The organism is Paracoccus solventivorans (genome assembly GCF_900142875.1).
Taxonomy (GTDB): Bacteria; Pseudomonadota; Alphaproteobacteria; order Rhodobacterales; family Rhodobacteraceae; genus Paracoccus; species Paracoccus solventivorans.
In genome coordinates this window covers 536301-559339 of sequence record NZ_FRCK01000001.1, presented here as the reverse complement: position 1 = coordinate 559339, position 23039 = coordinate 536301, and the positions used below count along the sequence as shown (strand labels likewise).

The following is a 23039-nucleotide window of genomic DNA, read 5'->3' as shown; positions in this document are numbered from 1 at the left end:
GTCAGCTCGGCGATTCGAGCTGACCGTCAACTTTCCGCCCCTCTCTGTAACCGTTCCCGTTAATGCCACCCATCATCAATTGCATAATGATCTCATATCTATAACTCTCCGGCCAATAGCCGCTGGTCGATGCACCTGTAGACGCGAGGTAGAAGATCCCTAACTTCAACACTGGTCGAGTGTTGCGGCAGAACCATCGCCAACATGGCAGACATACATCATCATCTCAGTCCACTTAAGAATGCCGGATTTAGGGCAAACTCAAGGTTATTGCCTCTCGATCTCCGCTCAGCTTCTAGTCGCCTTATGTCGTAAGCTCGATCGTAAATAAATACCTTGGATCCATTGGCAGCGATAATTCCCAGAAAGCCATACCAGAGCAGCAGATCCACGACTTCTGACTGAGGAATTCCGATATCGAGCTGAGACAAGATGGTATCTAAATCGCTCGGTTTAATCTTCTCAGGAGAGCCAATGAACAGGTAGAATATGTCATCTGGCGTACCTGCGACATCTCGTATTTCATACCCAAAATCCGACACAAGATACAGAGACATCTGCTCAACAGCGCTATCTACATCACTCTCCTCAACAACCTCATGCCCACGATTAATAGCGAACGAAAGAGTTCGTTCGCAAAGATCAATCAGAAACCTTGGTCGCATTAGCGATGACCCGATCAGCCTTCGTATTGCGCCACCCCCTGGCATCGGTGCATTAAGAGCCTCCCATGCGTGATACTCCTCGTCTGGTTCAACTGAAGTCGCTACTCTTGTCAAAATTAGATTTTCGAGCTGAAGGGGATCCGACCAGTCAACGTTGATCACATTATACTTTCCGCGGTCCGATGTAAGCTCGACAAGCCGCTCGTATATGTCCCGTCTAAGAAACAGCAGATGTTGTAGTTCAATGTCCCTCTTTGCAAGCTCCCTACGGATCTTTTGAAGGGTCTCGATAAGGTGCTTAACTATAAGAACATCTTGTTCCTCGACGCGCTTCGCTGGCCACCCCTTATCGAGATCGTCTATGAGGATATGGATGCTGTCGAAATGCTGCTTTAGTTCAACAATCGCATCTCGAAGTGCCGGAATCGGGCTCTCGAACATGAAGTTCGTAAGCTCACTGCGAAGAGTCTCAGGATTTTTTGAGTTTGCTGCTGCCAGGATGACTTTGTCGACCGCACTTTTTAGTCGCGAGGTGAAGTCACCGGAAACCACTTGGTTACTAAGGGAAAATTTGTCTTCGAGACCGGCCAACGTCTTCTGTAGCTCAAAATTAACCTTTGATTTCGGAAGGGCCATCTCCCTGAGTTTTAGTATGATCTCGAAGTATATAATATACTGCCAAAATGCAGCAACTGTATGATCAAATACCCCGGCACTCATAACGCTAAGAAGGGCCTCACGCATTTCACTTAAATCGTGAGACGCTGGCCTCAGGTCGACGACACATCGTTTTGGGCCGCTTTCCCGATGACTTTCTAACACCTGAAGGTATATTGCGGATTTCCCGGAACCCTTTCTTCCTGTAACAATGGCGCCTTCGGCACGGAGCGCGCGAGAAAACTCCGCTGTCTCAACAAAATACTGATCTAGGTAACTTGCTTCATTCTCAGCCGACGACGAGCCTAGGTCAATCTTATTTAGTATACTATTCTTTTGTCCGTGATGTCTCGCCTGGGGCCGCTGGTTTCGGACAAGCGTTTCTTGGCAGTATTCCGATACGTGTCGAAGAGTCTCGATGCGACTTGTTGAGTTTCTAACAAAATCTCGGTAGTCGAGAGGGGCAGGCCCATTTTCATACTGAATTACCAGAGTGTCGATATTGAAGCCATGAGCTATACCCAGTATAAAACCGGCTCTTAGATTATGCAGATCGGCATCGACAAGATCGCTTGAGATCAGTGGTATCACGACTCCCGCGGAAGCAGAAACTTCCGTAATCGCCTGTGATGCAGTCAGTCGCGGAACTTCTGCGGGATCAAATGAGCGGAAATTAAGTTCAGACTCGCTAATTGCGTGAAATATCCAGTTCCTAAAATCTGTCTTCTTGAGCGTGTCCAAAATGAAAAGTGGTTGGGAAAAATCTCTCCTAACAGCCTGTAGATTTAACCAAGAGGACTTCTCCCACGATGATAAAGTCCGGGACAGTTCATCGGCATTATTGTAGGTTGCGTATCCTGTTGTGTCGAAAATCCCAAGCCGCCTAATGGATTCCACTGCATCTTTTATTGCGGAGTTCACCGTCGGGAGGACAGGCTTTCCCCGTGCCATAGCATACCCCATCTCATAAAATACATTATGATTTGGGTATGTTATGTCGCCAGCGAGAAAGTCGGCCGAATCGATATTCTCTCGAACTAAGTTGTCGAGCTTGAAGCCAAGAACGTTCATCTCCTCCCAAGGTTTAATAGAAACACTATCTGACGTGAGCGCCTGAGATGCTCCCCTGATGGCATCCCTCACGAGAGGGAAGGCCTGTGGATAGGCAAAAAATGCTGTTTTCGTGTTCATGCTGCTTCGCTGCCCCCCGTGCCTAGCCTCAGTCAAGAGTTTCCATGGAGATGTGTGGCAGATCAAGATCATTCTTTAGGTCTGTAGATCGCTAAGTGTCTAAGTCGAGTATGTGGCCCTCTAAGGCTAATCACGGATGGACTCTTTCATTCACAAAGTTAATGCGTTATCATAGCCCCAAAGTCTATGCGTCCATTATGGCAAGATCCGGCCTGTCGCAGGCCTGATTTCGGCCTCTTGGCCGATGCGCCTGACTTTTCGCTGCAACTCGGGCGAATAGTAGTTTCTCCGAATTACTACTTCTGCAACACCGCGCTACCGTCTTGCCTCCGAGGACCAGCATGAACCGACCGTGCGGCGCGCTTCCTGAATGACCGGTTTCTCAGTCTCGCTGCGTCTGCCATGCCGCACTGCCGACAGGCCGCTTTCCGCCCCACGGGGCGGAATCGACTGTGATCTCGCGGCGGTTCGCCCGAACGACTGCTCCTAAGACTTGCTGCGGTAGCAATGCCGCAGTCCCGTCAGGCGGCTCTCCGCCCCTTACGTCATAGTTGGTCGAGTGACCTCGAACTGCTCTGTTAGGAAATCCACTGTCGCTTCATCCCGTAGCTTGCAGACAATGTTCTGGTTCGCAAATGCTCCTTTGAAGCGCTTGGCCTGGGACGGATCAACCGTTTTGCGCCATTCGATGCCGACGGCGTGCTCTGCGTTTTCTTGCGGCTCGCCAAGGCGCTTCATTCGGGGTTCGGACAGCGGTTGGTCGAAGAGTAGCCCGTCAGCTGTCATAAACTCGGCCGCAGGCCGGGCCTCGGTTGTCACGACTCCATAGCCGATGTAGCCATTGCCCTTGTCATAGACGAAAACCTCGTCACCCACGCCCAACTGATATAGCCGTTTCGAGTAGAACTCGCCACCTCCAGCCGAGATGAACCCATATCGCTTCATGTCTGCCCAGGAACGATGTTCGCCCAGACCGGCATTGACGAAGTAATAGCCTGACCATGGGGCGCGGACCTTGCGTTCCGAGCGCTCTTCCACCGCTTCCTGGTCCAGCAGGAAGTCGGTCGTCAGCCATTCCTGGCCATCGACCTCGAAGACGTTGAAGAAGACGGTATTGATCGCGACGCCATGTTCTTCAGACAGGTATTCCACGATCCGGCGAGAAGCGTGGTCGAGTTCGCTGGCGACGATCAGCATGGAGTGGCTGGCGTTTAGCCGTTCCGGAATCGCCTCGCCAAAACGGTCGAGGAAAGCAGTGGCCAGGCGTGTTCCCAAGTATTTCTCGGCCCGGTCATAGATTTCGGGCGTCGTCAGGGTTCTGACCCATGAGGCGTAATCCAGTACCTGCGCGACGATTCCGCGCGGGGTGCGGTCCTTTTTCAACTCGATGATGACCAGCCCGCCGGTGGCGTCCATGGCCAGAAGGTCGATGAACTTGCCATGGTCGGTCGGTACCTGTCGGCCAATGATCATGGCGTCGATGCCGACAAGGCCGGGATTCGCGGCGACCCAGCCTTCGATAATCTCTTCCTTCGACAGCGCGCGGCGGGTGGCGGGGCGCAACTGGCCGTCCCGGATCTGATACAGTGAGGTCATGCGCGGGTCTTTCTGCCACGCCGGGCCTTGGGCGTGGCGGCACGAGCTTCGCGGATGCGGGCGAGGAGGGCTTCGGCGGGTTCGTCGGTGGGGTCTTGCGGGACAAGCTCGCCTACGAAGGCTTTGGCCAGAATACGTTGATCGAGGCGGCCGAGCAGTTTCAGGGCCTTTGCGGCCTCGGTGGCGAGGCGGTCGATCTTGGCGAAGGCGGTTTCGATCCGGCGGACGATTTCACGTTGTTCGTCGAGGGGAGCGAGTTTGATGTGGAATGCCCTGATCTCGGGGAAATAAATCGTCGTATGTGTCGATCCCTCGCCAAATTTCTTGATGTCCTCGCCTTCCGATAGCAGAGCATACATCAGGTATTCAGGCAGAAGGGCGTCGGTGCAGGTCCATGTCGCAAAGTCTTGGCTGGTCGCCATTTCTCGACCCATGATGCAGATGTAACCGACTGACGCTGTCCGCGACAGCACAACAGTTCCTGCCGGAAGCAAGCGCGCTGAGGAATTGGCCAGGCCCTGTTCGTTTGTCTTCTGGATCGTATCGGAGATGACCCGTCCATGGTGAAGATTCGCGTCGGGAATACTCATCCAGCACACATCTCCACCCCACCAATCGTCACGGGAGCGGCTTGGCGTGTGGCCCGTTTCTTGCCGGGCGATGCGGAGCAGAGAAACCCACTCCCATTTTTCGGGCAGGTTAACATCGGGGATGTTGACCGAGATGCCACCTTGTCCTGCCTTCACCTCGGTCGTTGCTTGCCTGCCACCGCGCCCTTGCTGCGGAGGTGGTGTTCGTTTGAGCAAGGCTGAAACAGGTTCAAGAACACTATCTTCCCGAAAATCGGCTGTGAGATTGCCCGCGTAAGCTGATCTGAGCACGGCCAGCTTATACCGCTCCACCAGCTTTTCGATGGCGGTGAGGTGGGTGCGGGCGGTGGTGGTGCGGGCGCTGAGGGTGTCGAGCTTGCGCACAATCCGCCGCTGCTCGGGGAGCGAGGGCAGAGGGATGGGGGTTGCTTGAAGGGTTCGTGACGATAGATGCTTAACCGTTACTGATGGCGTGTAGTCATTAATCAGCTTCAGGTAACCGGGTAAGATGAACGAAAGAAATTCTATATCCAGAAATCTCCTATCCGCCATGATTTTGCACACCCGTTGGTTGAGCAAGCCCCGCTTGCCGCTCCACCTTCGAGCGTTAAAATCACCGTCCATTCCGATGACATAGTCTCCCTCTTCGATCCAATATCCTTCAGGAATATCTCCGGAAAATTTTGTATCGGTCTTTCCAGATGTCACATCTCGAATCCGAATCAACGGCACCCCGTGTTCACTGCTGAAGTGCTGTGAGGGAAAAGGATAACCGTTGAGGATTTCGGATACGTGCCCAAGCGGAACCCTATACCACCAACTTGCCTTCTGAACCAATGCGCTGTCTGTCCTTTCAACAAGCGCCGCGATATCTTCACCGAAGCTCATTCCGCCGCCTCCACCATCGGCGTGGCATCCAGTTCCTCGGTCAATCCCTCGATCTCTTCCAGCGCGGCGCGCAGGTGGTCGATGATCGCGGCGGCGATCTCGTCCGGCTCGGTCATTTCATCCTCGGGATCGCTGCTTTCATCGCGCAGCCAAGTCCAGTCGAGGTTGTCGCCGCGCGCGGCGATTTGCTCTCGCGTCAGCTTGCGCCAGCGACTGGCCTCGCCGCCCTCTTCCCGCGTGGAACCGCCAAGGGGATCGGGGCCGAACAGCGCTTCGAATTCCTTGAAATGCGCGGCGGTCAGGGCGTTGGTCTTGCCGAAGGACGGCATGTTACCGCGCAGGTCGTAGAACCAGACCGCCTCGGTCGCCTGTGTCGCGTGATCGGCCGGATAGATTTTGTCCGTGACGCGGGTGAAGAACAGCACGTTGGTCTTGACACCCTGGGCATAGAAAATGCCGGTCGGCAGGCGCAGGATGGTATGCAGGTTGCAGTTCACCATCAGGAAGCGGCGCAGCGCGGTGCCGGTGCCGTCGCCGAACAGGATGTTGTCGGGCATGACGATGGCGCAGCGCCCGCCCGGCTTCAGCATACGGATAGCATGTTCAAGGAAGGGCATTGGGCCGACGCGCTCGCCCGCCGTCAGGGTGAAATCCGGTCGGTTGACGTTCGACGGCATCTTGTTGAAGGGCGGGTTCGTCAGGATCACATCGGCGCGGCCAAGGGCTTCGCCCTGCGGGGCGCAGCTATCCTCGCAGCCGACAAGGCTTTCGATGCCGTGCAGCAGCATATTCATCACGCAAAGGCGGTGGGTGTCGGGCACCCATTCGTGCCCGCGAAAGGCCTGCCGACGCTGGAAGCGACCCTGGTCTTCGGACAGCGTGAACAGGTCGTCGGTCGCGTCCTTGACGTAGCGGTCGGCGGCGATCAGGAAACCGGCGGTGCCGGCGGCGGGGTCCTGGACGATCTCACCCGGCTGCGGTTGGATCAGGCGGATGATGCTGTCGATCAGCGCGCGCGGGGTGAAATACTGGCCCGCCTTCGACTTGCTGTCGGACATGACCTTTTGCATCAGGCCTTCATACATGTCGCCAAGGCCGTCCTCGCGCGCGCTGAACCAGTCGATCCTGTCGATATTGGTGGTCAGCGTCTTGAGGTCCTTGGGCTCGCGCAGATGGGTGACGGCATCGGTGAAGATCGCCAGAACCATCGGGTTGTGGACGATTTCGGGGTCACCAAGATCAAGCAGAAGCTTCTTGTAGTAGCGAAGCTGATCACCGCCTTCGGCCCTGGCCAGTTCGGACCAGCTATAGGCGGCGGGGATGAGCGTGGCTTGCCCGGTCTCCTCGAGCATCTTGAGAAAGAGCAGGTAGGTCAGTTCGTTGACATAGTGCAGGATCGAGATGCCGGCGCCTTGCAGCGTTTTCGCCTCGCGCCACAGTTTGGCAACGATGTCATTGGTGTTCGGGCTCATGCGCTGACTTTCCAGAGTTCTTCGTTGAAATCGTGCAGGATGGATTCCAACTGACCGTTAAAGACCTTGTTGAGGCGATTGAAGCCCCCATGGGCGGCGAAGTTGCCCTGGTCGATGCTGTCGCGGTCAAGCACGATTTCGCGCGTGATCTGCTCGGCGATCCGGCGCAGCCATTGCTTTTGTGGTTCGGTCCATCGCCCTTTGGCGAGGATCGTGCGGGTTGCGGACTGGACGCGGGTTTCGAACGGGACCAGCGGGTCGCCGAGTGCTGCCTGCCGGACGAAGCCGATGATCGAGGCGGCGATGTCCTCGTTCGAGGCGTCGTTCCAGGCCCGGCGCAGGCTGGTTTCGGAAAAGCCCATCCTGTCGAGTTCGAGGCGCAGGCTGCGCAACTCGGCGCGCGTCAAGTCGCGCGGGCGCTGAACGACGACCGAGAGCGCGGCAATCCGGTTTTGGTTGTTCTTCACGAAGGAGGTGAAGGTATCGAGGAAGTCTTCGGGCTTCTCGTATTCGCCATAGCCCGTGGTGACCGCGTGCATGCTGTCTTCGTGATGCGATATCGGAATCCATATCGGCCCTGTGCCATCCGGGTTCCAGTCGAGGATCTTGCCAAGATCGGCGAATTTCCGGACATGGGCGGCGGCCTCTGCCGGGGGGCCTTGCTTGAGGCGTTCGCAGAGCTGCTCGACCGTCTCGCCGGTCAGATCCTCGACAGCCTGTGCCACCTTGGTGGGCAGCTTCCGCAGCCTGCGGTGCAGTTTGGCCAGCGCCTGATCGCGAACAAGTTCGCGCTGGTCATCCTCAGTGACGGTCGCCAACTCGTCGAAAAGCTGTTCGAAGGTCAGTTTCGGATTGCTGGCGACAGGCTTCATCTGCGTCAGGTCCTGCAGCGTGGCGTAAAGATCCACCGCGTCGAAGATCCGAAATACCTCCTTGCCGATCTCATCGCAGCGGCGTGTCGCCCGGCCGAGCATCTGTTCGTAGAGGATACGGCTGTTCACGCGGCGGATGAACACGAGGTTTGTGATCTTGGGCACGTCGATGCCCGTGGTCAGCAGGTCAACTGTCACGGCAATCTGCGGGAAGGCATCGTTGCGGAACGACCGGATCAAGGTGCCCACCTTGTCCACGCTGCCGGTAATCTTGCGGATCGCAGCATCCTCGATCGAACCATATTGCGCGGCAAAAGCCTTTTTCAGTTCGTTCACGATGATATCGGCATGGGCATCCGTTGCCGCAAAGACCAGCGTCTTGCCCTCGAGGCTTGGGTCGATATGCTTTGCCAGCTCTTCAGCGATGACCTGGTTGAAAGGCTGGGTAATGACCTTGCGATTGAAATCCTCTACCTTGAAGTTCAATTCGTCAGGGGCGACTGTATTCTGCACCTCGCCCGTCTGGCTGTCCAATACCTCGACAGCATCGCCCACGTCGAAGGTGATTCCGGCCTTGGCCAGCGCGGTCTGGAAGCGGATCGGTGGCTCGTGGTCAATCAGCCAGCCGTCCACCACTGCCTCACGGTAGGTATAGGTATAGATCGGATCACCAAAAATCTGCGCAGTATGCAACGCAGGCGTGGCCGTCAAGCCGATCTTGACCGCGTCGAAATACTCCAAAACCCGACGATACTTGGAGATATAATCATCCTGCCCCCGAAAGCTCAGCTCTGCGTCCGACATTTCCCGGTCGAGCAGATACCCGCGGTGGCATTCGTCGATCACCATCAGGTCATACTGGCCAATCGGGGGCACATCGGCAGGATCGGCGTTATAGAGAACCCGTTTCACCAGCCCCTGGATTGTGCAAATATGCACGCGGGTTTCGGGATCGGGCTTTACATCTTCAAGCCCTTTGATCCCGAACAACTGGCCGAAGGCCTTCGGCCCTTCGATCGCCGTACTCATGAACTCGTCGCTGGTCTGGGTGCCAAGCGCCGAGCGATCCACCACGAAACAGATGCGGCGGAAACGCTTGGTAGCCAGCAGCCGATAAAGCATGGCAATGGCCAGTTTGGTCTTCCCTGTGCCTGTGGCCATCGCCACCAGCATCTCCCGCCTTTCGGAGGCAAGCGTGGTCTCGACGGCCTCAATTGCAGCCTTCTGGTATGGGCGCAACTGGAAGCCGAAATCGAAAGAGCGTGCGTGCAGGGCTGCCTGTGCCTTCTCCTTTTCGACTTCAAGCATCGACAGCAGTTCCTCCGGGCGGAACCAACCCATCAACGCACGCCGCAGATTGTTAGCCAGACGGACATCACGGAACCAAATGCCGCTTTCGGTCTCCACCTGCTTCAAATAGGGACGCCCGTTGGTAGCGAATACGAACGGCACCACAAACCCATCAACCCAGCTGTAGGCATTGGCAGCCCAGACAAAACCCTTTGAATACCGCTCGGCCTGATCTACCGCAGCAGAAACGTTCTTGCGGTACCGTTTGGCCTCGACAATTCCGAGGCAGGTTTCCCCTACGAACAGGGCGTAATCGGCCGGGCCTGATGCCGTGGGCCATTCGGCGATCGCCATGTTCCGCCCTTTGACGGGGCGGGTTCCCTTACCGTAGCGCAGATCGACGCTGTCCGTCTCCCATCCGCGGTCCCGCAGTTGCTGATCGATCAGCGCGCGGGTCGCTTGCTCATCAAGGTCGATGGCACCTGCGGCCTCGTTGGCAGCTTGGACGAAGGACGCCATGGTAGCCGGCGCCTGCTGTTTCGCCTCGGCGATGAATTCCTGAAGCTGGCGATCGGCATCCTGTGCCAGTGCTTCCCAGGTTTTTCGCTCCTCGACCTCGCGCTGATGGCGTTCCTTCGCGCTCTCGGCATCCCGCATGGCCTGCTGTCGCGCTTCCTCTGCCTTCTGCGCAACTGTCAGCGCTGCATCTTTTTCCGATCGCAGCCGCGACAACTCATCCCGCAATTCCTCAGTGGGGTTCGACGGCGGCTGTGGCGGGATGAAGACGCCTGCGGAGAAACCCCGATCCGCCGTGCTTGTTCGGATATGCCAAACCCCCAGTTGCACTGACATCTTGAGGCAGGCAAGTGCTTCGCGGTGATCGCCCCTGCTCTCGTGAACCGCCGTATTCCCGAGCTTGCGGATATGGTGCAGGACATCGAGCACACGCTCCGGCACTGCCCGCTCATACTTCAGACGTCGCAAAATATCAGATTGCGTGTCGTCCGGCTGAAGGTCAACGCCAACAAGCGCTGCGTGGCGGCGTGTCAGGCGCTCGGCAAACTGCCGCAGCTTGATCAGGCTCGTGCTTGGGTCGTCCTGAAAATAGCTTTCGGCCAATCGCCCCAGATTGGCCAGTTCACCATCCAGGCACCCCAGAAAATCAAAGTTGCTCACAGACTGTCCCATGACACATGTTCTGCGATCATCGTCTTGCAAAAGCAATGGGATATCCACCCAGTCCAGCAGATGGCGCTATGACAGCGCGCCAGCTCCTGGGCCGCGAAGCACGTATGAGTAGCCACCGCCTTGTCGCTCACCGTTTGGCTTGACGATGAGCAGCGGCAACCCAGACAATCGGCCGGCACTAGCATTTACGGAGCTGCCGTCTATGCACCCACACAAAGTTAGAGGCTCGGACCAAGGATCGTGCTTCGTCAAGGGCAGTTTTTCCTTGTGCTTCTCTGCCATTCTGCTTCATTCGCAACATGGTCAAACTGGTTCTCTTGCATAAGGCAGAGTCGATCTACGAGGATGAGCTGGACACCTCCTACGATTTTCCACGTCGCTATCTCAACGCGATGAAGGAAGGGGTGGGTGATTGGGTGGTCTACTATGAGCCGGTCAAGGCCGGTCCGCGTGGATACTTCGCCGTAGCGAAAATTGTAGACGTCATTCCTAAGCCCGGCGCAGAAGGCCGATACCTCGCGTTGATCGAGCCGGGCAGTTACTTGCCGTTCGATCGTAATGTGCCGCGGCTGCTGAACGGGTAGCCACTGGAAACGGCACTGAAATCATGCTCGGGTGCGCCGCTGTCGGGCGGCGCGGTCCAGTTGGCGGTGCGACGACTTCCGGAGGGCGATTTTGCCAGAATCGTAAATCTCGGGCTCCCGCATGACCTCGAACAGATCGAAGCGACAAGGTACAACAAGCAGCCTGTAGGCCTTCAGGAAGAGGCGCTAGTATTTCAGCGCCCGGTGACCGAACGGTTGACACGCCGCAAATATCGCGAGGTTGCCTTCAGCCGGAAGGTGCGTGAGGCTTATGGTTATCGCTGTGCAATCTCGGGGCTGCAACTGCGCAACGGCGGCGGACGACCGGAGGTCCAGGCCGCACATATCCGTCCCGTTGAGCGAGACGGTAGCGATTCTATCCGCAACGGACTCGCCCTGTCAGGGACGCTGCATTGGATGTTCGATCGTGGCCTGATCTCGGTCGCAGAAGATAGCGAAACAATCCTTGTTTCAAGGAACAAGGTGCCTGGCGATGTGATCAACCGCCTCATAAGGCCGGGTGGTAAACTGTTGAAACCCGCCGACCCACATAATCATCCTCATCCCGAGAACCTGCGCTGGCATCGTGAGAACGTATTCGGACAGATTATTACAGGCGTACCACCACTGTGGGAGTAAGAGCCCGAAGTAGGCCCTATCAACTCAAGCCATCCCGACGGAGCGATTCTCTCAGTACGGCCTGTAGCGAAATCTTCTCCTGTATACTGCGCAGCTGCATCTTGGACAATGCTGACATCGAGACCTTGACCTCTAGAACACATTCAGCGTCGTCAGTGGGATTGTCGCGAAGATGGGTTAGCATGCTTTGAAGGTTTTCCGCATCGTGGGCCGCCAGCTGCTCATCGCTAGGTTCGGTGAAAACATCGTCTCCGTCCATCCGGATCGCCCTCCTCACAGCTTCATATCCGAAGGCGCCGCTGTCGCACTCAGTTTCTCGTCCACCTGAGAGTTCGCGGCTTCCCGATCCTGATCGACCAGCTTATAATCCGTCAGCCGGAAATTGAGCGTGACCGTGGTAGCGCTTGTGCGATGACTGACACCGAATGTCGCGCCGCAATTGTTTGGCCCCCCAGTCGGAAACGGCACCTCGTAGCTGTATCGCCCATTGTCCGGCAGGCCGCGAGCACAGGCATAGCGTGGTTCCGGACCGCCACCGACAAAGGGGATGGCGCTGTAATCCATATCTGTTGCCCAAAGCCAGGAGTTCGTACCCGGGGATACCTTGGTCTCGGAGGGCTCGCCATACAGGTCCTCCAGCTGAGCGAGCAGGCTGGCACCGTCAGGACCATCGCTAGCGCTCAGCCTGACCTCTCTGCGCACGGCAGTGACCACGGAGCCTGATGCCGGCGTCGAGACGTCAAGTTCCACGCTGTCAAAGGGCTGATCATCCTGATTGCGCAGGAAGAAGGTGATACCCGGTGTTTCGTAGCCTAGGCGCAGTTCCGTACGGAATGTGCGCCCATCCGGACTGCTGATCTGCAGCGTGCCATCCAGTGGCGACAGTTCCTTGCCAAGATGTTCCTCGATCAGGCGCACGGCCTCATCGATCGGCATGCCGGGTTTCACGCCAAGGATCTCAAATTCATAAGGGCGCGGTTCAACGGCGACAACATGCTGGAATGCATCATATCCGGGCTGTTGCGGGAGGGACTGTGCGCCGGCAGCGGCGGCGGCAAGGAACGTGAGCAGCGCGATGGCAGGGATGCAATGGGACGGCAGCAAAGGGCTTCTCCATAAATTCACTGTTTTCTTCATAATTCATAGAATACTTCATAGAATCAAGTCCTGTCTGGACGTCTGCATCCGGCATGCCCGACGCAGACGACACCCTTCTGGAAGCCTTTGCAAAAATCCTGCGAAAGCAGCGGACTGCGGCTGGCCTATCCCAGGAGGAGCTTGCGCATAGGGCCGGGGTCAGCATGCGATATGTCTCACTTCTGGAAAGCCGCCGACATCAACCCAGCTTGGCGACCATTCATGGCCTGTGCCAAGGTCTGGGGCTTTCCATGGTTGAGCTTATCGGTGCGGTCGAGGCTGAGTTCAGCGAAAGGGGCCAGCACTGAGGTCGCCGGAATCGTGGCTGCTGTGAGGTTGTGAGGGAAACGGCGGCAGCGATGAAGGTGCTAGCTTTGGCTCGGCTGCATGATTTGGCGCCATTTGGTTGCTGCCTTCGCGCTTTGTTACCTCGAAGGCAATGGCAACGCAGAAGCGCTTGTTCTCGACCCACGCGCCCACATCGGGTATTAAAGGGCTATGGCCATCACATCTGCACAACCACATCCTGACGCTGCATCCATTCGAGACTGGGCACTGTACGGGCCGCGCGACCCGGCCATTGCGACGCTCGTCGAGCGCCTGGCTTACGAACGCCAGATGCGGCTGAACGAAGTTGAGCAGTTGATCGTCGATGTCCTGACAACCGCACTTAATACAGAGCGCAAGCCGTCAAGCTAAGCGTACGACTGGGCTTCCCCGATCTAACAAAAAACAATCTGTAAAAAATTAGATTAGTAAAATCAAAGCGCTAGCTAATTTTTTAGCTGGGAAAACGATTCGTTCTCTGCCATAATCCGTTTGGGCTAGATGTGCTGGTCACTCACTGACACGGTATAGGTGCAGGGATGGACGATGAATTTTGCCACGAGATGATCCGGGCACGCTTGCGGCTGGCCGGAACCAGCTTCAGCGACATTGCTCGCGAACTGGGCAAAACTCCTGCTTCGGTAAGCCTTGTGTCGCAAGGGCATCGGCGGTCTCAGAAAATCCAACGTGCGATAGCGGAAAAGCTTGATACCACCCCCGAAAATATCTGGCCTGATCGCTACGAACAGGAGGGCACCATGAAGAACTAAAAGCGAAAGGCTCCGAAAGCGGCAACTTTCAGAGCCCTGCTTAGGTTTACCGAATCTCACGGAACCGGTGAACTAAGCATCCCCAAAATCGCACGCAAAGTCAATGACCGGCGCCATCCGTTTCGGTCGATGGCTGCGCTGTGCTTGCATCCGCCGTGATCGCCCGTTCTCGCGGGCGGTCATCTGACAAACTATTGCCAGGGATGTGACATGAACCCCTTCTTCCGTTTTCCCGTGCTGGCACCCGCCAGCCGGACCATTCCGGCGCGCTCGAAAGCGAGCGCCCGCGTGCAGGTCGTCGATGTTCGGTCTTTCTTGCCGTGTCCCGTCATCAGCCGGCTCGAATCCGGGCTGGAAGCCCATTGCTGGGACCAGCTAATTGCGAACCCCGAGTTCCGTGAAGTTCAGGCGCAGCCGCCCGTCATCCGGTACCGCGACGCACGGGGCAGGCCCGCCGTCCATCACTTCGACTTTCGCGCCCTCCTGACCGACGGCAATGCGATTGCCGTCGCCGTGCGCCCACTGGCCCGCGTCCGCAAATACCGCTTCGAGGACACGTTGAGGCTTATCGCCTCGCAACTGCCCAGATCCTTCGCGACACGGGTCTTGCTGTTCACCGATGCAGACATCCCCCAGCCGGAGGTCGTGCCGCACGCCCCGACGACGCGCCTGATCGAGCGCGCCAGGGAACTCGGCGCGCCGATGATCCCAGCCTTTACCCATATGATCCTAGCTTGAGAGGGTGCCATGAAACACAGCAATTTCAAGCTTCTCGATCTCGTCATCCTTGATGGCGTGGAATATCGGCTTGCGTCGCATGAACCTGAAGGGATCGTGCTGATCGGAATAGCGCCGCCGTACCTAGCCCGCAGCATCAGCCACGGCGAGCTGGAGGAGCTGCTTCGCAGCTCGCGGTTTCGCTACATTCCGCAGGGGGCGGCACGCACAGCCGCCGAGCGCAACCTTGACGGACTCCCCGAGTATTTTCGGGATCTTCCCGAGGGCAAGCAAGAGACCGCGCTGTGGCGACTATTGTTCGTCGAGGAGCTGCTGCGCTGCATCAAGGCCGGGCTGGCCAGGCGAAGCGAGGCCTCGGTCAACACCATTCTGCCAGCAGTTATCGCTGCCGTAGAAAGTCATATCCGTAAGCGCTTTCGCAAACGGTTCAAGCGCGCGGGGCGTATGGAAACCTTTCGAACGCCGCCTTGCGCCAAGTCGTTGCTGACCTGGGCGCGAGCCTATGAAAGAAGCGGCTTCAACATCATGGCCCTGGTGCCTCAAACGCATCGATGCGGGGGCAGACGCCGGATGCTGCCCGGAGAGCTTGCGGCATTTGATGCGCTGATCGCGGAATACGCCTCGCCGCTGCGCCCGACCATCGATCAGATCCACGAGCGCGCGACCAACCTTTACGCGGATTTCAGCCGGGACCGTGCTGAGCAGGGGTTGCCCGAACTCCGGCCGCCATCCCGCTCCACCGTCTATCGCGCAATCAAGCGGATGGACCCCTACGAGACCTACCTGCAACGGTGGGGTGTCGATGCCGCCAACAAGAAATTCGCGATCATCGAATACGGCGTGCAGGTCCTGCGGCCCATGGAACGGGTCGAGATCGACGAATGGGATGTCGACCTCATGACATGGGTTTCCAATGCCGGTCTTTCCGACCGGCTGACGACGCAGCAGATTGCCGCCCTCGAAGTGATACGCCTTGTCATCTGCGTCGCCATCGACTGCGCCACGCGTTGCGTCGTCGGTCTCACCCTGTCCAGATCGACCAGTTCGGAAGCGGCAATCCGCACGCTGGAAACGGTGACGATCGACAAGACGGCTATCGCGGTTGGCCTTGGCTGTCGTCACGGTTGGCACCAGGGTGGGCGGTCCGAGACCGTCGCAGCCGACATGGGCTCAGCCTTCGTCAGCGATGATTTCAAGATCACCTGCGCCGGGTTGCTTGCCCGCCTGGTCAATCCACCCGGCGGTGTGGCCAAGCTCCGGTCTCGCATCGAACGCCTGTTTGGGACATTTGCGACGCATTTCGTCAGCCGGTTTCGTGGCCGGACGTTCTCGAACCCCGAGCAGCGGGGCGATTATGATGCGGAGGCGGAAGCCTCGCTCACCGATCAGGATCTGTTGGCGGCGCTCGTGACCTATATCGTGGACGTCTATCACCAGCGCCCTCACGCCGGGCTTCAGGGTGAGACCCCTGCCGATTGCTGGGACCGGCTGGTGGCCAAATATGGCCTTCCGGCCCCGGTCGATGCGATGGATCGCCGGGCGATCTTCGGCATTGAGCTGGAACGCAGCATTTCCGGTCGCGGCGTGCGGGTGTTCGGCGCGGATTTCGCCTGCGAACAGCTGCGCGATGCCCGCAAGCACAGCCATCAGCACAAGGCCCGGCTGCGGTTCGATCCGCTGGACCTTGGCTGGATCGCGGTCGAGGTAGGCGGAACCTGGTATCCCGCCCATGACCTGTCCGGGGCGCTCTCGGGCGTCTCCTTCTACCAGTGGTCGGCATTCGCCAGGACCGTCATGGATCATAACCGCGAACGCGCGGCAATCTCCGCCGAAATCTTCCATGACGGGCTGCGCCGGCTCGACCTGCTTTCGACCGAGGCGGCCAACGCGGCGCAGCTTGGACGGATGACGTTCACCGCCGAGGAGATCGACAGGGCGGAACAGACACTCGGCCTTGGCCTGCACCTGCTGCCCGCTGCGTCGGCCGGTCAGGTCCAGGCCGGCTCGGATTGGCTGCAGGGCGGGTTCGAGGTCGGAGGCAGTGAGGCGGATGATGCTGATGCACCGCCCGCGCCGGAGGACCCTCCTGTGGATGACACGCCGCCGACGCGCAAGGGCTGGAGGTTCGAAGATGACGAGTGAGCATCACACGTCGCCTGATCAGGTCGCGCGGATTGCCGTGTCCCTGCGCAAGCATTTCGTGGCCCATCCGGGCTACGAAACCGTGCGGCGGCTTTTCCGCGAGATCATGGACAAACGCCAGGCCGAACTGGATCTTGGACAGTCTGCCGAGGGACGCGGGATCGCGGTCATCGGGGAATCCGGCAGCGGCAAGACCACTGCCATCCAGCGGATCCTGCGCCGGATTGATGCTGCGGACGCCGAATCTGGCGAGTTCCGCTGGATCTCCATTCGGGTGCCGACGCCTGCCACCCAGAAAGACCTCGCACGCGCGATCCTGCATGCCCTGGCTTTCCAGATCCAGAGCAACACCACGGCGTCGCGCATGTGGGAACTGGTCAATTTTCACCTGCACCTGCGGAAATGCTGGCTGATCCACCTCGATGAAGGCCAGGAATTGGGTGGCCGAGGCTCGGAGGTCGAGAAGGCGGGCGTGATCAATGCCCTGAAGAGCCTCATGCAGATCCCGGACTGGCCGACCAACCTGGTCGTCAGCGGGACACCGGAACTGCATGATCTGCTGACCCAGGATCCACAACTGTCCCGCCGCTTCTTCATCACCCGCTTTCTTCCGGTGACCGAGTTCGATGCCTGCGACGATGTTGCAGAACTGGTCGCCCGCTACGCCGGGCTTGCGGATCTGCCGCTGGCGCCGGATCTGGCGGATATGGAGTTCGTGCCCCGGCTTCTCCATGCCGGGCGCGAACAGTTCGGAATCGTGGTCGAACTGATCATCGGCGCGATCACCCGCGCCCTGGCGGATGGAACGCCCGCATTGGGCGTGAAGGATTTCGCACTGTTTTATGCCGAGCGCACCGGGGAGGTCGCTGGTCGGAACCCGTTCCTGGTGCCGGATTTCCGGAGCCTGAACACAGGGCGATCACCGATCGAGCCCGATCCCCCGATGGGTCCCAAGGGGCGGTCGCGAAAACAAAGGGGAAGGCGGTAAGATGATCTTTCCCGCCCCGCATGCCCGTGAGACCATTGCCTCCTACGGATACCGCATTGCCCGGCTGTCCGGGCTGACATCCTTGCCAGAGCTGGTCCACCTCTTCGATCTGGACCTTCGAGCCCTGCTGATGGGCGACAGGCACAGCGTCGAAAACCTTGCCAGATATACGGGCTGTGATCCGCAGGCGCTTGTTCGTGGCGCCCTGGATGCCAGCAATCCGCGGCGTCTGCAACTCGGCGCCGATCCACGCAACAAGGTTCAGTGCGCCCCGGATCGTTATCGGTTCTGCCCGGCCTGTCTGGGGGGATTGGCCGATGGCGATCTTCGATCTGCCTGCCTGGGCCGGACGGATTGGCTGATCGACGCGAACCATGTCTGCGCCGAGCACGGTCTCCGTCTCATGACGGTCCTGCCCCGCAAGGCGGCACGGATGCAGCATGACCTGTCGCCTCTGATCCCGAAGCTGATCGCAGCTCGGGCGGCACCCTGGCAACCAGGTCGACCGACCACGCTGGAGCACTATATCACTGAGAGGCTGGACGGCGTGCACTCCGGGCGCTGGATCGATGATGTGCAACTCGATGTCGCGATCCACACCGCCGAAGTCTTCGGGGCCATGGCCATGCGTGGTCCCCAAGGCGACTGGAAAGGCATATCTGTCGATGAGCGTCGCGAGCATGCGCATCTCGGGGCCGAGGTGCTGATCAAAGGACCGGCAGCGATCAAGGACTTCCTGCGCACGCATATCGGTCATGGCCGGCGGGGCAACGATTACCACAACGCCTTTGGCCGCGCGTTCAACGAATTCTATTTCCGAAAGGATCAGCCCGCTTACAGGCCCATCTGTGCGGTGCTGGCAGCATATGTTGGGGAAACCTTCCGTTTCACGGGGCAGGAGAAGGTGTTCGGCATCCGCACACGCGGGGTCGAACCCAAAACATTGCGTTCGCTCTGCAACTGTCACGGAATCGGGCTGAAGATCACCGTGCAGGTGCTGAAGGCCCAATACGGCCTCAGGGTCGGGATCGGGGCCAGTTCCGAGGTCGATCCCGACCTGATTGCCGATCTCGCACCAAAGCTGAAGGACCTGCTTAACGCCCAGGATGCCGCGCGCCAGCTCGGCGTCAGCGTCGATGTGGTGCGGGGGCTGATCGGCGACGGGCTGCTGGTCCCCGACCACCGCTTCAACGACAGGATGGTCGGGTTTTCGGCAGCAACACTCGAATCCTTTCTCGATGACTGGTGCAGCGCAGGCAAGCCGCCATCAGGTGGACAGGCAATTCGCACCCCCATCCAGACCGTCGCTCGTGCGAACAGGGTCAGGGTTTCGCGGCTGCTGATCGCGGCTCGGGCCGTTGGGGGCGCGCTGTATCGCGACCGGCGAAAGCGAGGATTGACCGGGGTCACTGTCAGTCATTCTTGCATGGCGGCACTGGTTGAGCGGGCAAAAGCCCATGTGGATAGTTGCCCATCCGGCCACAGCGATCCATCCTGTCTGCGATGACATGGTGGGCAGGATATGTCGCGCGAGGGGTTTGCTTGATGAATGCCGGCAGCATAACGGCGGAAATCTCGCGTGTTCGGGACCGATTGTCCCGCCTTGAGGCCGAGCGAATTGCGTTGCAGGGCGAGTTGGAAGCGCTCGAGCGGCAACTGGATGCTGTTGAGCAAACTCGGACGGAACAGGTGACGCTTGAGGGTGCAGCTGTGGTGAATAGCTCATCCTCGCAGGAAAAGATCGATCTGTTTCGGTCTCTTTTTGCGGGGCGCAGCGATGTATTCCCGTTACGATGGGAGAACAGAAAAACTGGTCGATCCGGCTACTCACCCGCCTGCTTCAATGAGTGGGTAAGAGGGGTATGCGGAAAGCCGGCGGTGAAATGCAGTGATTGCCCCAACCAGAGCTTCATCCCACCCGATGATGCGATCATCGAAAAACACCTGCGCGGCGATGGTGCCCGAAACGGAGATTTTGTCGCCGGTGTCTATCCGCTCCTGCCAGCGGATACATGCTGGTTCCTGGCGGCGGATTTTGACAAGGCATCATGGGCGGAAGATGCCATTGCGTTGCTCGAAACCTGCCGGGCAAAGGGAGTCCCCGCAGCGCTGGAACGATCGAGGTCAGGGAACGGCGGTCATATCTGGATATTCTTCTCCGAACCGATACCTGCTCGTCTGGCACGTCAACTCGGATCGGTCCTGATCACCGAAACGATGGAAAGACGGCCGGAAATCGGCTTCGCATCCTATGATCGACTGTTTCCAAACCAGGATACCAAGCCACTTGGCGGCTTTGGCAACCTGATCGCGCTGCCGCTCCAGAGCGGGGCGCGCAAGGCGGGCAACAGCGTCTTTGTCGACTCAGACATGCGGCCATATGGGGATCAGTGGGCCCATTTGTCGTCTTTGCCGAGAATGTCCCTGGCGGCGGTGACCGAGCACGTCGAAGCGGCAGAGCTCTCCGGGCGGGTGCTGGGTGTGCGAATGCCGGTGGATGACGAGCAGGCGGACGAGCCTTGGAAGATGCCCCCGTCGCGCCGCAGCACGCCACGACGCCTCGGTGTGGCCCTTCCGCAAACCATCAAGGTGACGATCGCCGATCAGATCTATATCGACCGGTCGGATCTGCCGACCGCTATGATCGCTCAGTTGGTGCGATTGGCGGCGTTCCAGAACCCGGAATTCTATCGCGCGCAAGCAATGCGGCTACCGACATTTGGCAAGCCGCGAATTGTATCCTGTGCCGAACTGCACCCCCGACACGTCGCCCTGCCGCGCGGCTGCCTTGATGAAGTGATCGGGCTCCTTTCCGATCACGGAGCGACAGCCGATCTGGACGATTTGCGCGAAGATGGAACTTCTTTGCCCGAGACGGTTCGCTTCCGTGGCGAACTTCGCCAGCAGCAATCGCGCGCGTTTGATGCATTGGCCAAGCACGATACAGGCGTGCTCGCCGCCACGACCGCATTCGGAAAGACCGTCGTGGCCTCGGCGCTGATCGCGCATCGCGCTCGCAATACATTGGTTCTGGTCCATCGCCGTGAACTCCTCAGCCAGTGGGTCGAGCGCCTTGGGTCCTTTCTACAGATCGACCCGAAGCAGATCGGCACCATCGGTGCCGGAAAGCGCAAACCTACCGGTGTGATCGACGTGGCGCTGATCCAGAGCCTGGTTCGCAAGGGTGAAGTTGACGATATCGTTGGCAAATATGGCCATCTTGTCGTCGATGAGTGCCATCACCTGTCCGCTGCAAGCTTCGAGCTTGTCGCCCGCAGATCGAAGGCGCGCTACGTCACCGGATTGTCGGCAACCGTCGCCCGAAAAGACGGGCATCACCCGATCATCTTCATGCAATGCGGTCCGGTGCGCCATCAGGTGAGTGCCAAATTACAGGCTGTCGAAAGCGGCATTCACCATCGGGCCCGTGAGCGTCATACAGGATTTCGATTGCCAGAGGCTCTCGCCATGGCCGAGCGCCCGTCAATTCCCACGATCTATGCCGCTTTGGCGGAAGACGAGGCTCGAAATGATCTGATCTTTGACGATGTGCTGAAATCGCTAGAGGCCAAGCGGTCGCCGATCGTACTGACCGAGCGGAAGGATCACCTCGATTACCTTCAGCGGCGGTTCGCCCGGTTCGCCAAGAATATCGTTGTCCTTCGTGGCGGCATGTCCGCAAGGGACCGGAAGGCCGCGCATTCCGCGTTGAATGTTGCCGATGAGGACGAGCGTTTGATTCTCGCCACGGGGCGTTACATCGGCGAAGGTTTCGATGACAAGCGTCTTGATACCCTGTTCCTGACGATGCCGATCGCATGGAAAGGCACGCTGGCGCAGTATGTCGGCAGGCTACATCGGCAGCATGAAGGGAAGAAGGACGTATTGGTCGTCGACTACGTCGACAGTGCTGTCCCGGTCCTCGCGAGGATGGCCGCCAAGCGGCGAACGGGCTACCGTGCGCTCGGATATGCCATGGAATAGTATCTGTCAGAAGTGGCATGGAGAGTAGCAATGTCCAATGAAACTTCGCCCATTCCGACACTGCGCCCAAGACAGTTTTCGTTCATCGGCTACCTGATCCAGTTTTCAACCCGCAGGCCGCGAACGCGGGAAAACTCGCCCGTGTTGTCAGTCACGACGATTGCGCCTGCGGCGCAGGCATGAGCTGCGATCAACAGATCGTTCGGACCAATGGGCTTGCCAGCGGCCTCAAGCTCGGCACGAATGCCGCCATACTCCGCGTCAGCAGGCACATCGAACGCCAGAACCTGCACACTTTCCAGTATCGCCTCGACATGCGCCAGGAGTTTCGCAGACCCTTTCCTGGCGCACCCATATCGCAGCTCTGCGGCTGTGATGATGCTCACGCAGATCGCATCCGGGCCGACCTCGGCAATGCGCTTTGCCGCGCTGCCGTCAGGATGTCGCAGCAGATCGGAGACGATATTGGTGTCGAGCATGTAAAGGGTCAAAGGTCGATTTCCTTGGCCGGGAGAAGCGTCTCGTCCACATCAGGAAACTGATCCTCTGGCCCGAGCGGGTCTAGTCCGGCCAGCACTTCAAGCAGGTTCTTGCGGCGCACCGGCTCGATGATAAGCCGGTTCCCATCACGATAGATGTTCACCCGATCCCCCGGCATCTCGAAGTCTGCGGGAATGCGGACAGCCTGGCTCTTGTTGTTACGGAAGAGCTTGGCTTCACGAGGCTCTGAAGATGGCTGCGGATGCGGCATGATCGCCCCTCCTGTTCATGTGTATATGCAGAAACATATACATCATACTGCGGAGATTTTCAACCTGCGCCGTCGTCAGCCCCGTCCCTACAACCCATTTTGTGGAGAGCGGGCCGGGGCTCGCTCATCTCATCAACCCAAAACGCCGGAGCTGAAATGCAACCAAAACCGATGCGGGCAAGGTTGGACTCGGCTGACGCGCTAGACCGTGTTCTTGCTGATGCCGAGATGCACGACGATTTCTTCTACGGAAACCCAGCGGTCGGACATGATGCGGCCCTGGGAGAGCAGCCTTCTCCATCGTTCTCGCGATCTCGTCCGATCCGGTCGGAGCGAACGGGCTTGAGGCGGGTTTTGTCCGCCGTGGTGGTATTCGGCCTTGCCTGGCGGAAACGATCACGTTGGAGCCAGACGCTTGGGCGTGCCGGGATTCATCAATGCTCGACCGGCACGCCCATTCCGCGTCGTGACCGGCGTCATGCCAGCCACGCGGCCAGCGAAAACTCGAGCCGGCCTGGTGGGCTCCGGGCGGGTTCGCCGCCATCCCCACCACCGCGCTCGATCCGCCCC

The 23039-nt window shown here is 58.6% G+C and carries 19 protein-coding genes; 10 read left to right on the top strand and 9 right to left on the bottom strand.

Translation table 11 applies throughout. The features are described 5' to 3' along the window. Nucleotides 1-221: 221 nt before the first annotated feature. From BUB57_RS16435 to hsdR, 5 genes are all read right to left on the bottom strand, one after another. Nucleotides 222-2513 (bottom strand): P-loop ATPase, Sll1717 family, encoded by a 2292-nt coding sequence (locus BUB57_RS16435; RefSeq protein ID WP_143159585.1) that lies wholly within the window; start codon nucleotides 2511-2513, stop codon nucleotides 222-224. A gap of 540 nt (nucleotides 2514-3053) precedes the next feature. Further along, on the bottom strand, nucleotides 3054-4109 hold the full coding sequence (locus BUB57_RS02810) for a PDDEXK family nuclease (protein WP_073061658.1): 1056 nt from the start codon (nucleotides 4107-4109) through the stop codon (nucleotides 3054-3056). Next, nucleotides 4106-5587 carry a restriction endonuclease subunit S gene (locus tag BUB57_RS02805; RefSeq protein WP_073061655.1) on the bottom strand — a complete coding sequence of 494 codons (1482 nt, stop codon included), beginning with the start codon at nucleotides 5585-5587 and terminating at the stop codon, nucleotides 4106-4108. Before BUB57_RS02805 ends, BUB57_RS02810 begins: the two co-directional genes overlap by 4 nt. Then, a complete protein-coding gene (locus tag BUB57_RS02800; RefSeq protein ID WP_073061652.1) occupies nucleotides 5584-7059 on the bottom strand; it encodes an HsdM family class I SAM-dependent methyltransferase in 1476 nt (491 codons plus the stop codon). Before BUB57_RS02800 ends, BUB57_RS02805 begins: the two co-directional genes overlap by 4 nt. Beyond that, nucleotides 7056-10397, bottom strand: a complete 3342-nt coding sequence (hsdR, locus tag BUB57_RS02795) for a type I restriction-modification system endonuclease (protein WP_234951957.1) — start codon at nucleotides 10395-10397, stop codon at nucleotides 7056-7058. Before hsdR ends, BUB57_RS02800 begins: the two co-directional genes overlap by 4 nt. Before the next feature lie 311 nt (nucleotides 10398-10708). Here hsdR and BUB57_RS17000 point away from each other — a divergent pair, with 311 nt between their 5' ends. Continuing rightward, the gene (locus BUB57_RS17000; protein ID WP_234951956.1) at nucleotides 10709-10993 is read left to right on the top strand and encodes a hypothetical protein; all 285 of its coding nucleotides are present in this window, start codon (nucleotides 10709-10711) and stop codon (nucleotides 10991-10993) included. A gap of 66 nt (nucleotides 10994-11059) precedes the next feature. Then, nucleotides 11060-11632 carry an HNH endonuclease gene (locus tag BUB57_RS16995; protein ID WP_234951968.1) on the top strand — a complete coding sequence of 191 codons (573 nt, stop codon included), beginning with the start codon at nucleotides 11060-11062 and terminating at the stop codon, nucleotides 11630-11632. Between the two features lie 19 nt (nucleotides 11633-11651). On the opposite strand, the gene BUB57_RS02785 is transcribed toward BUB57_RS16995, so the two are convergent. Both BUB57_RS02785 and BUB57_RS02780 read right to left on the bottom strand, forming a co-directional pair. Continuing rightward, a complete protein-coding gene (locus BUB57_RS02785) occupies nucleotides 11652-11891 on the bottom strand; it encodes a hypothetical protein (RefSeq protein ID WP_073061646.1) in 240 nt (79 codons plus the stop codon). Nucleotides 11892-11905: 14 nt separating this feature from the next. Further along, nucleotides 11906-12769, bottom strand: coding sequence for a hypothetical protein (locus BUB57_RS02780; protein WP_143159584.1), 864 nt, complete (start codon nucleotides 12767-12769; stop codon nucleotides 11906-11908). A gap of 53 nt (nucleotides 12770-12822) precedes the next feature. On the opposite strand from BUB57_RS02780, the gene BUB57_RS02775 reads away from it, so the two are divergent. The 8 genes from BUB57_RS02775 (at nucleotide 12823) to BUB57_RS02740 (ending at nucleotide 21718) form a co-directional block, all read left to right on the top strand. Then, on the top strand, nucleotides 12823-13077 hold the full coding sequence (locus tag BUB57_RS02775) for a helix-turn-helix domain-containing protein (RefSeq protein WP_073061640.1): 255 nt from the start codon (nucleotides 12823-12825) through the stop codon (nucleotides 13075-13077). A 190-nt stretch (nucleotides 13078-13267) separates the two neighbouring features. Beyond that, nucleotides 13268-13468: a hypothetical protein gene (locus tag BUB57_RS16430; protein WP_143159583.1), complete on the top strand. Its 201-nt coding sequence runs from the start codon at nucleotides 13268-13270 to the stop codon at nucleotides 13466-13468. A 167-nt stretch (nucleotides 13469-13635) separates the two neighbouring features. Next, entirely contained in the window at nucleotides 13636-13866 is a 231-nt protein-coding gene (locus BUB57_RS02765) for a helix-turn-helix domain-containing protein (protein ID WP_073061636.1), read from the top strand. 210 nt (nucleotides 13867-14076) lie between these two features. Further along, the gene (locus BUB57_RS02760) at nucleotides 14077-14604 is read left to right on the top strand and encodes a hypothetical protein (protein ID WP_073061632.1); all 528 of its coding nucleotides are present in this window, start codon (nucleotides 14077-14079) and stop codon (nucleotides 14602-14604) included. 9 nt (nucleotides 14605-14613) lie between these two features. Continuing rightward, the gene (locus BUB57_RS02755) at nucleotides 14614-16746 is read left to right on the top strand and encodes a DDE-type integrase/transposase/recombinase (RefSeq protein ID WP_073061629.1); all 2133 of its coding nucleotides are present in this window, start codon (nucleotides 14614-14616) and stop codon (nucleotides 16744-16746) included. Next, nucleotides 16736-17734 carry a TniB family NTP-binding protein gene (locus BUB57_RS02750; RefSeq protein WP_159435546.1) on the top strand — a complete coding sequence of 333 codons (999 nt, stop codon included), beginning with the start codon at nucleotides 16736-16738 and terminating at the stop codon, nucleotides 17732-17734. Before BUB57_RS02755 ends, BUB57_RS02750 begins: the two co-directional genes overlap by 11 nt. 1 nt (nucleotide 17735) lies before the next feature. After that, entirely contained in the window at nucleotides 17736-19241 is a 1506-nt protein-coding gene (locus BUB57_RS02745; RefSeq protein WP_073061622.1) for a TniQ family protein, read from the top strand. A gap of 38 nt (nucleotides 19242-19279) precedes the next feature. After that, nucleotides 19280-21718 (top strand): TOTE conflict system archaeo-eukaryotic primase domain-containing protein, encoded by a 2439-nt coding sequence (locus tag BUB57_RS02740; RefSeq protein ID WP_073061619.1) that lies wholly within the window; start codon nucleotides 19280-19282, stop codon nucleotides 21716-21718. A gap of 89 nt (nucleotides 21719-21807) precedes the next feature. Here BUB57_RS02740 and BUB57_RS02735 read toward each other — a convergent pair whose 3' ends face one another. After that, entirely contained in the window at nucleotides 21808-22209 is a 402-nt protein-coding gene (locus tag BUB57_RS02735) for a type II toxin-antitoxin system VapC family toxin (protein WP_200796395.1), read from the bottom strand. Continuing rightward, on the bottom strand, nucleotides 22206-22469 hold the full coding sequence (locus BUB57_RS02730; protein ID WP_073061611.1) for an antitoxin: 264 nt from the start codon (nucleotides 22467-22469) through the stop codon (nucleotides 22206-22208). The genes BUB57_RS02735 and BUB57_RS02730 overlap by 4 nt, the downstream gene beginning before the upstream one ends. Nucleotides 22470-23039 lie beyond the last annotated feature (570 nt).

Bases quoted from the DNA above. Each gene is read 5' to 3' on its own strand.
- BUB57_RS16435 (WP_143159585.1), bottom strand. From the start codon at position 2,513: ATGAACACGAAAACAGCATTTTTTGCCTATCCACAGGCCTTCCCTCTC.
- BUB57_RS02810 (WP_073061658.1), bottom strand. From the start codon at position 4,109: ATGACCTCACTGTATCAGATCCGGGACGGCCAGTTGCGCCCCGCCACC.
- BUB57_RS02805 (WP_073061655.1), bottom strand. From the start codon at position 5,587: ATGAGCTTCGGTGAAGATATCGCGGCGCTTGTTGAAAGGACAGACAGC.
- BUB57_RS02800 (WP_073061652.1), bottom strand. From the start codon at position 7,059: ATGAGCCCGAACACCAATGACATCGTTGCCAAACTGTGGCGCGAGGCG.
- BUB57_RS17000 (WP_234951956.1), top strand. From the start codon at position 10,709: ATGGTCAAACTGGTTCTCTTGCATAAGGCAGAGTCGATCTACGAGGAT.
- BUB57_RS02785 (WP_073061646.1), bottom strand. From the start codon at position 11,891: ATGGACGGAGACGATGTTTTCACCGAACCTAGCGATGAGCAGCTGGCG.
- BUB57_RS02780 (WP_143159584.1), bottom strand. From the start codon at position 12,769: ATGAAGAAAACAGTGAATTTATGGAGAAGCCCTTTGCTGCCGTCCCAT.
- BUB57_RS02775 (WP_073061640.1), top strand. From the start codon at position 12,823: ATGCCCGACGCAGACGACACCCTTCTGGAAGCCTTTGCAAAAATCCTG.
- BUB57_RS16430 (WP_143159583.1), top strand. From the start codon at position 13,268: ATGGCCATCACATCTGCACAACCACATCCTGACGCTGCATCCATTCGA.
- BUB57_RS02765 (WP_073061636.1), top strand. From the start codon at position 13,636: ATGGACGATGAATTTTGCCACGAGATGATCCGGGCACGCTTGCGGCTG.
- BUB57_RS02760 (WP_073061632.1), top strand. From the start codon at position 14,077: ATGAACCCCTTCTTCCGTTTTCCCGTGCTGGCACCCGCCAGCCGGACC.
- BUB57_RS02755 (WP_073061629.1), top strand. From the start codon at position 14,614: ATGAAACACAGCAATTTCAAGCTTCTCGATCTCGTCATCCTTGATGGC.
- BUB57_RS02750 (WP_159435546.1), top strand. From the start codon at position 16,736: ATGACGAGTGAGCATCACACGTCGCCTGATCAGGTCGCGCGGATTGCC.
- BUB57_RS02745 (WP_073061622.1), top strand. From the start codon at position 17,736: ATGATCTTTCCCGCCCCGCATGCCCGTGAGACCATTGCCTCCTACGGA.
- BUB57_RS02740 (WP_073061619.1), top strand. From the start codon at position 19,280: ATGAATGCCGGCAGCATAACGGCGGAAATCTCGCGTGTTCGGGACCGA.
- BUB57_RS02730 (WP_073061611.1), bottom strand. From the start codon at position 22,469: ATGCCGCATCCGCAGCCATCTTCAGAGCCTCGTGAAGCCAAGCTCTTC.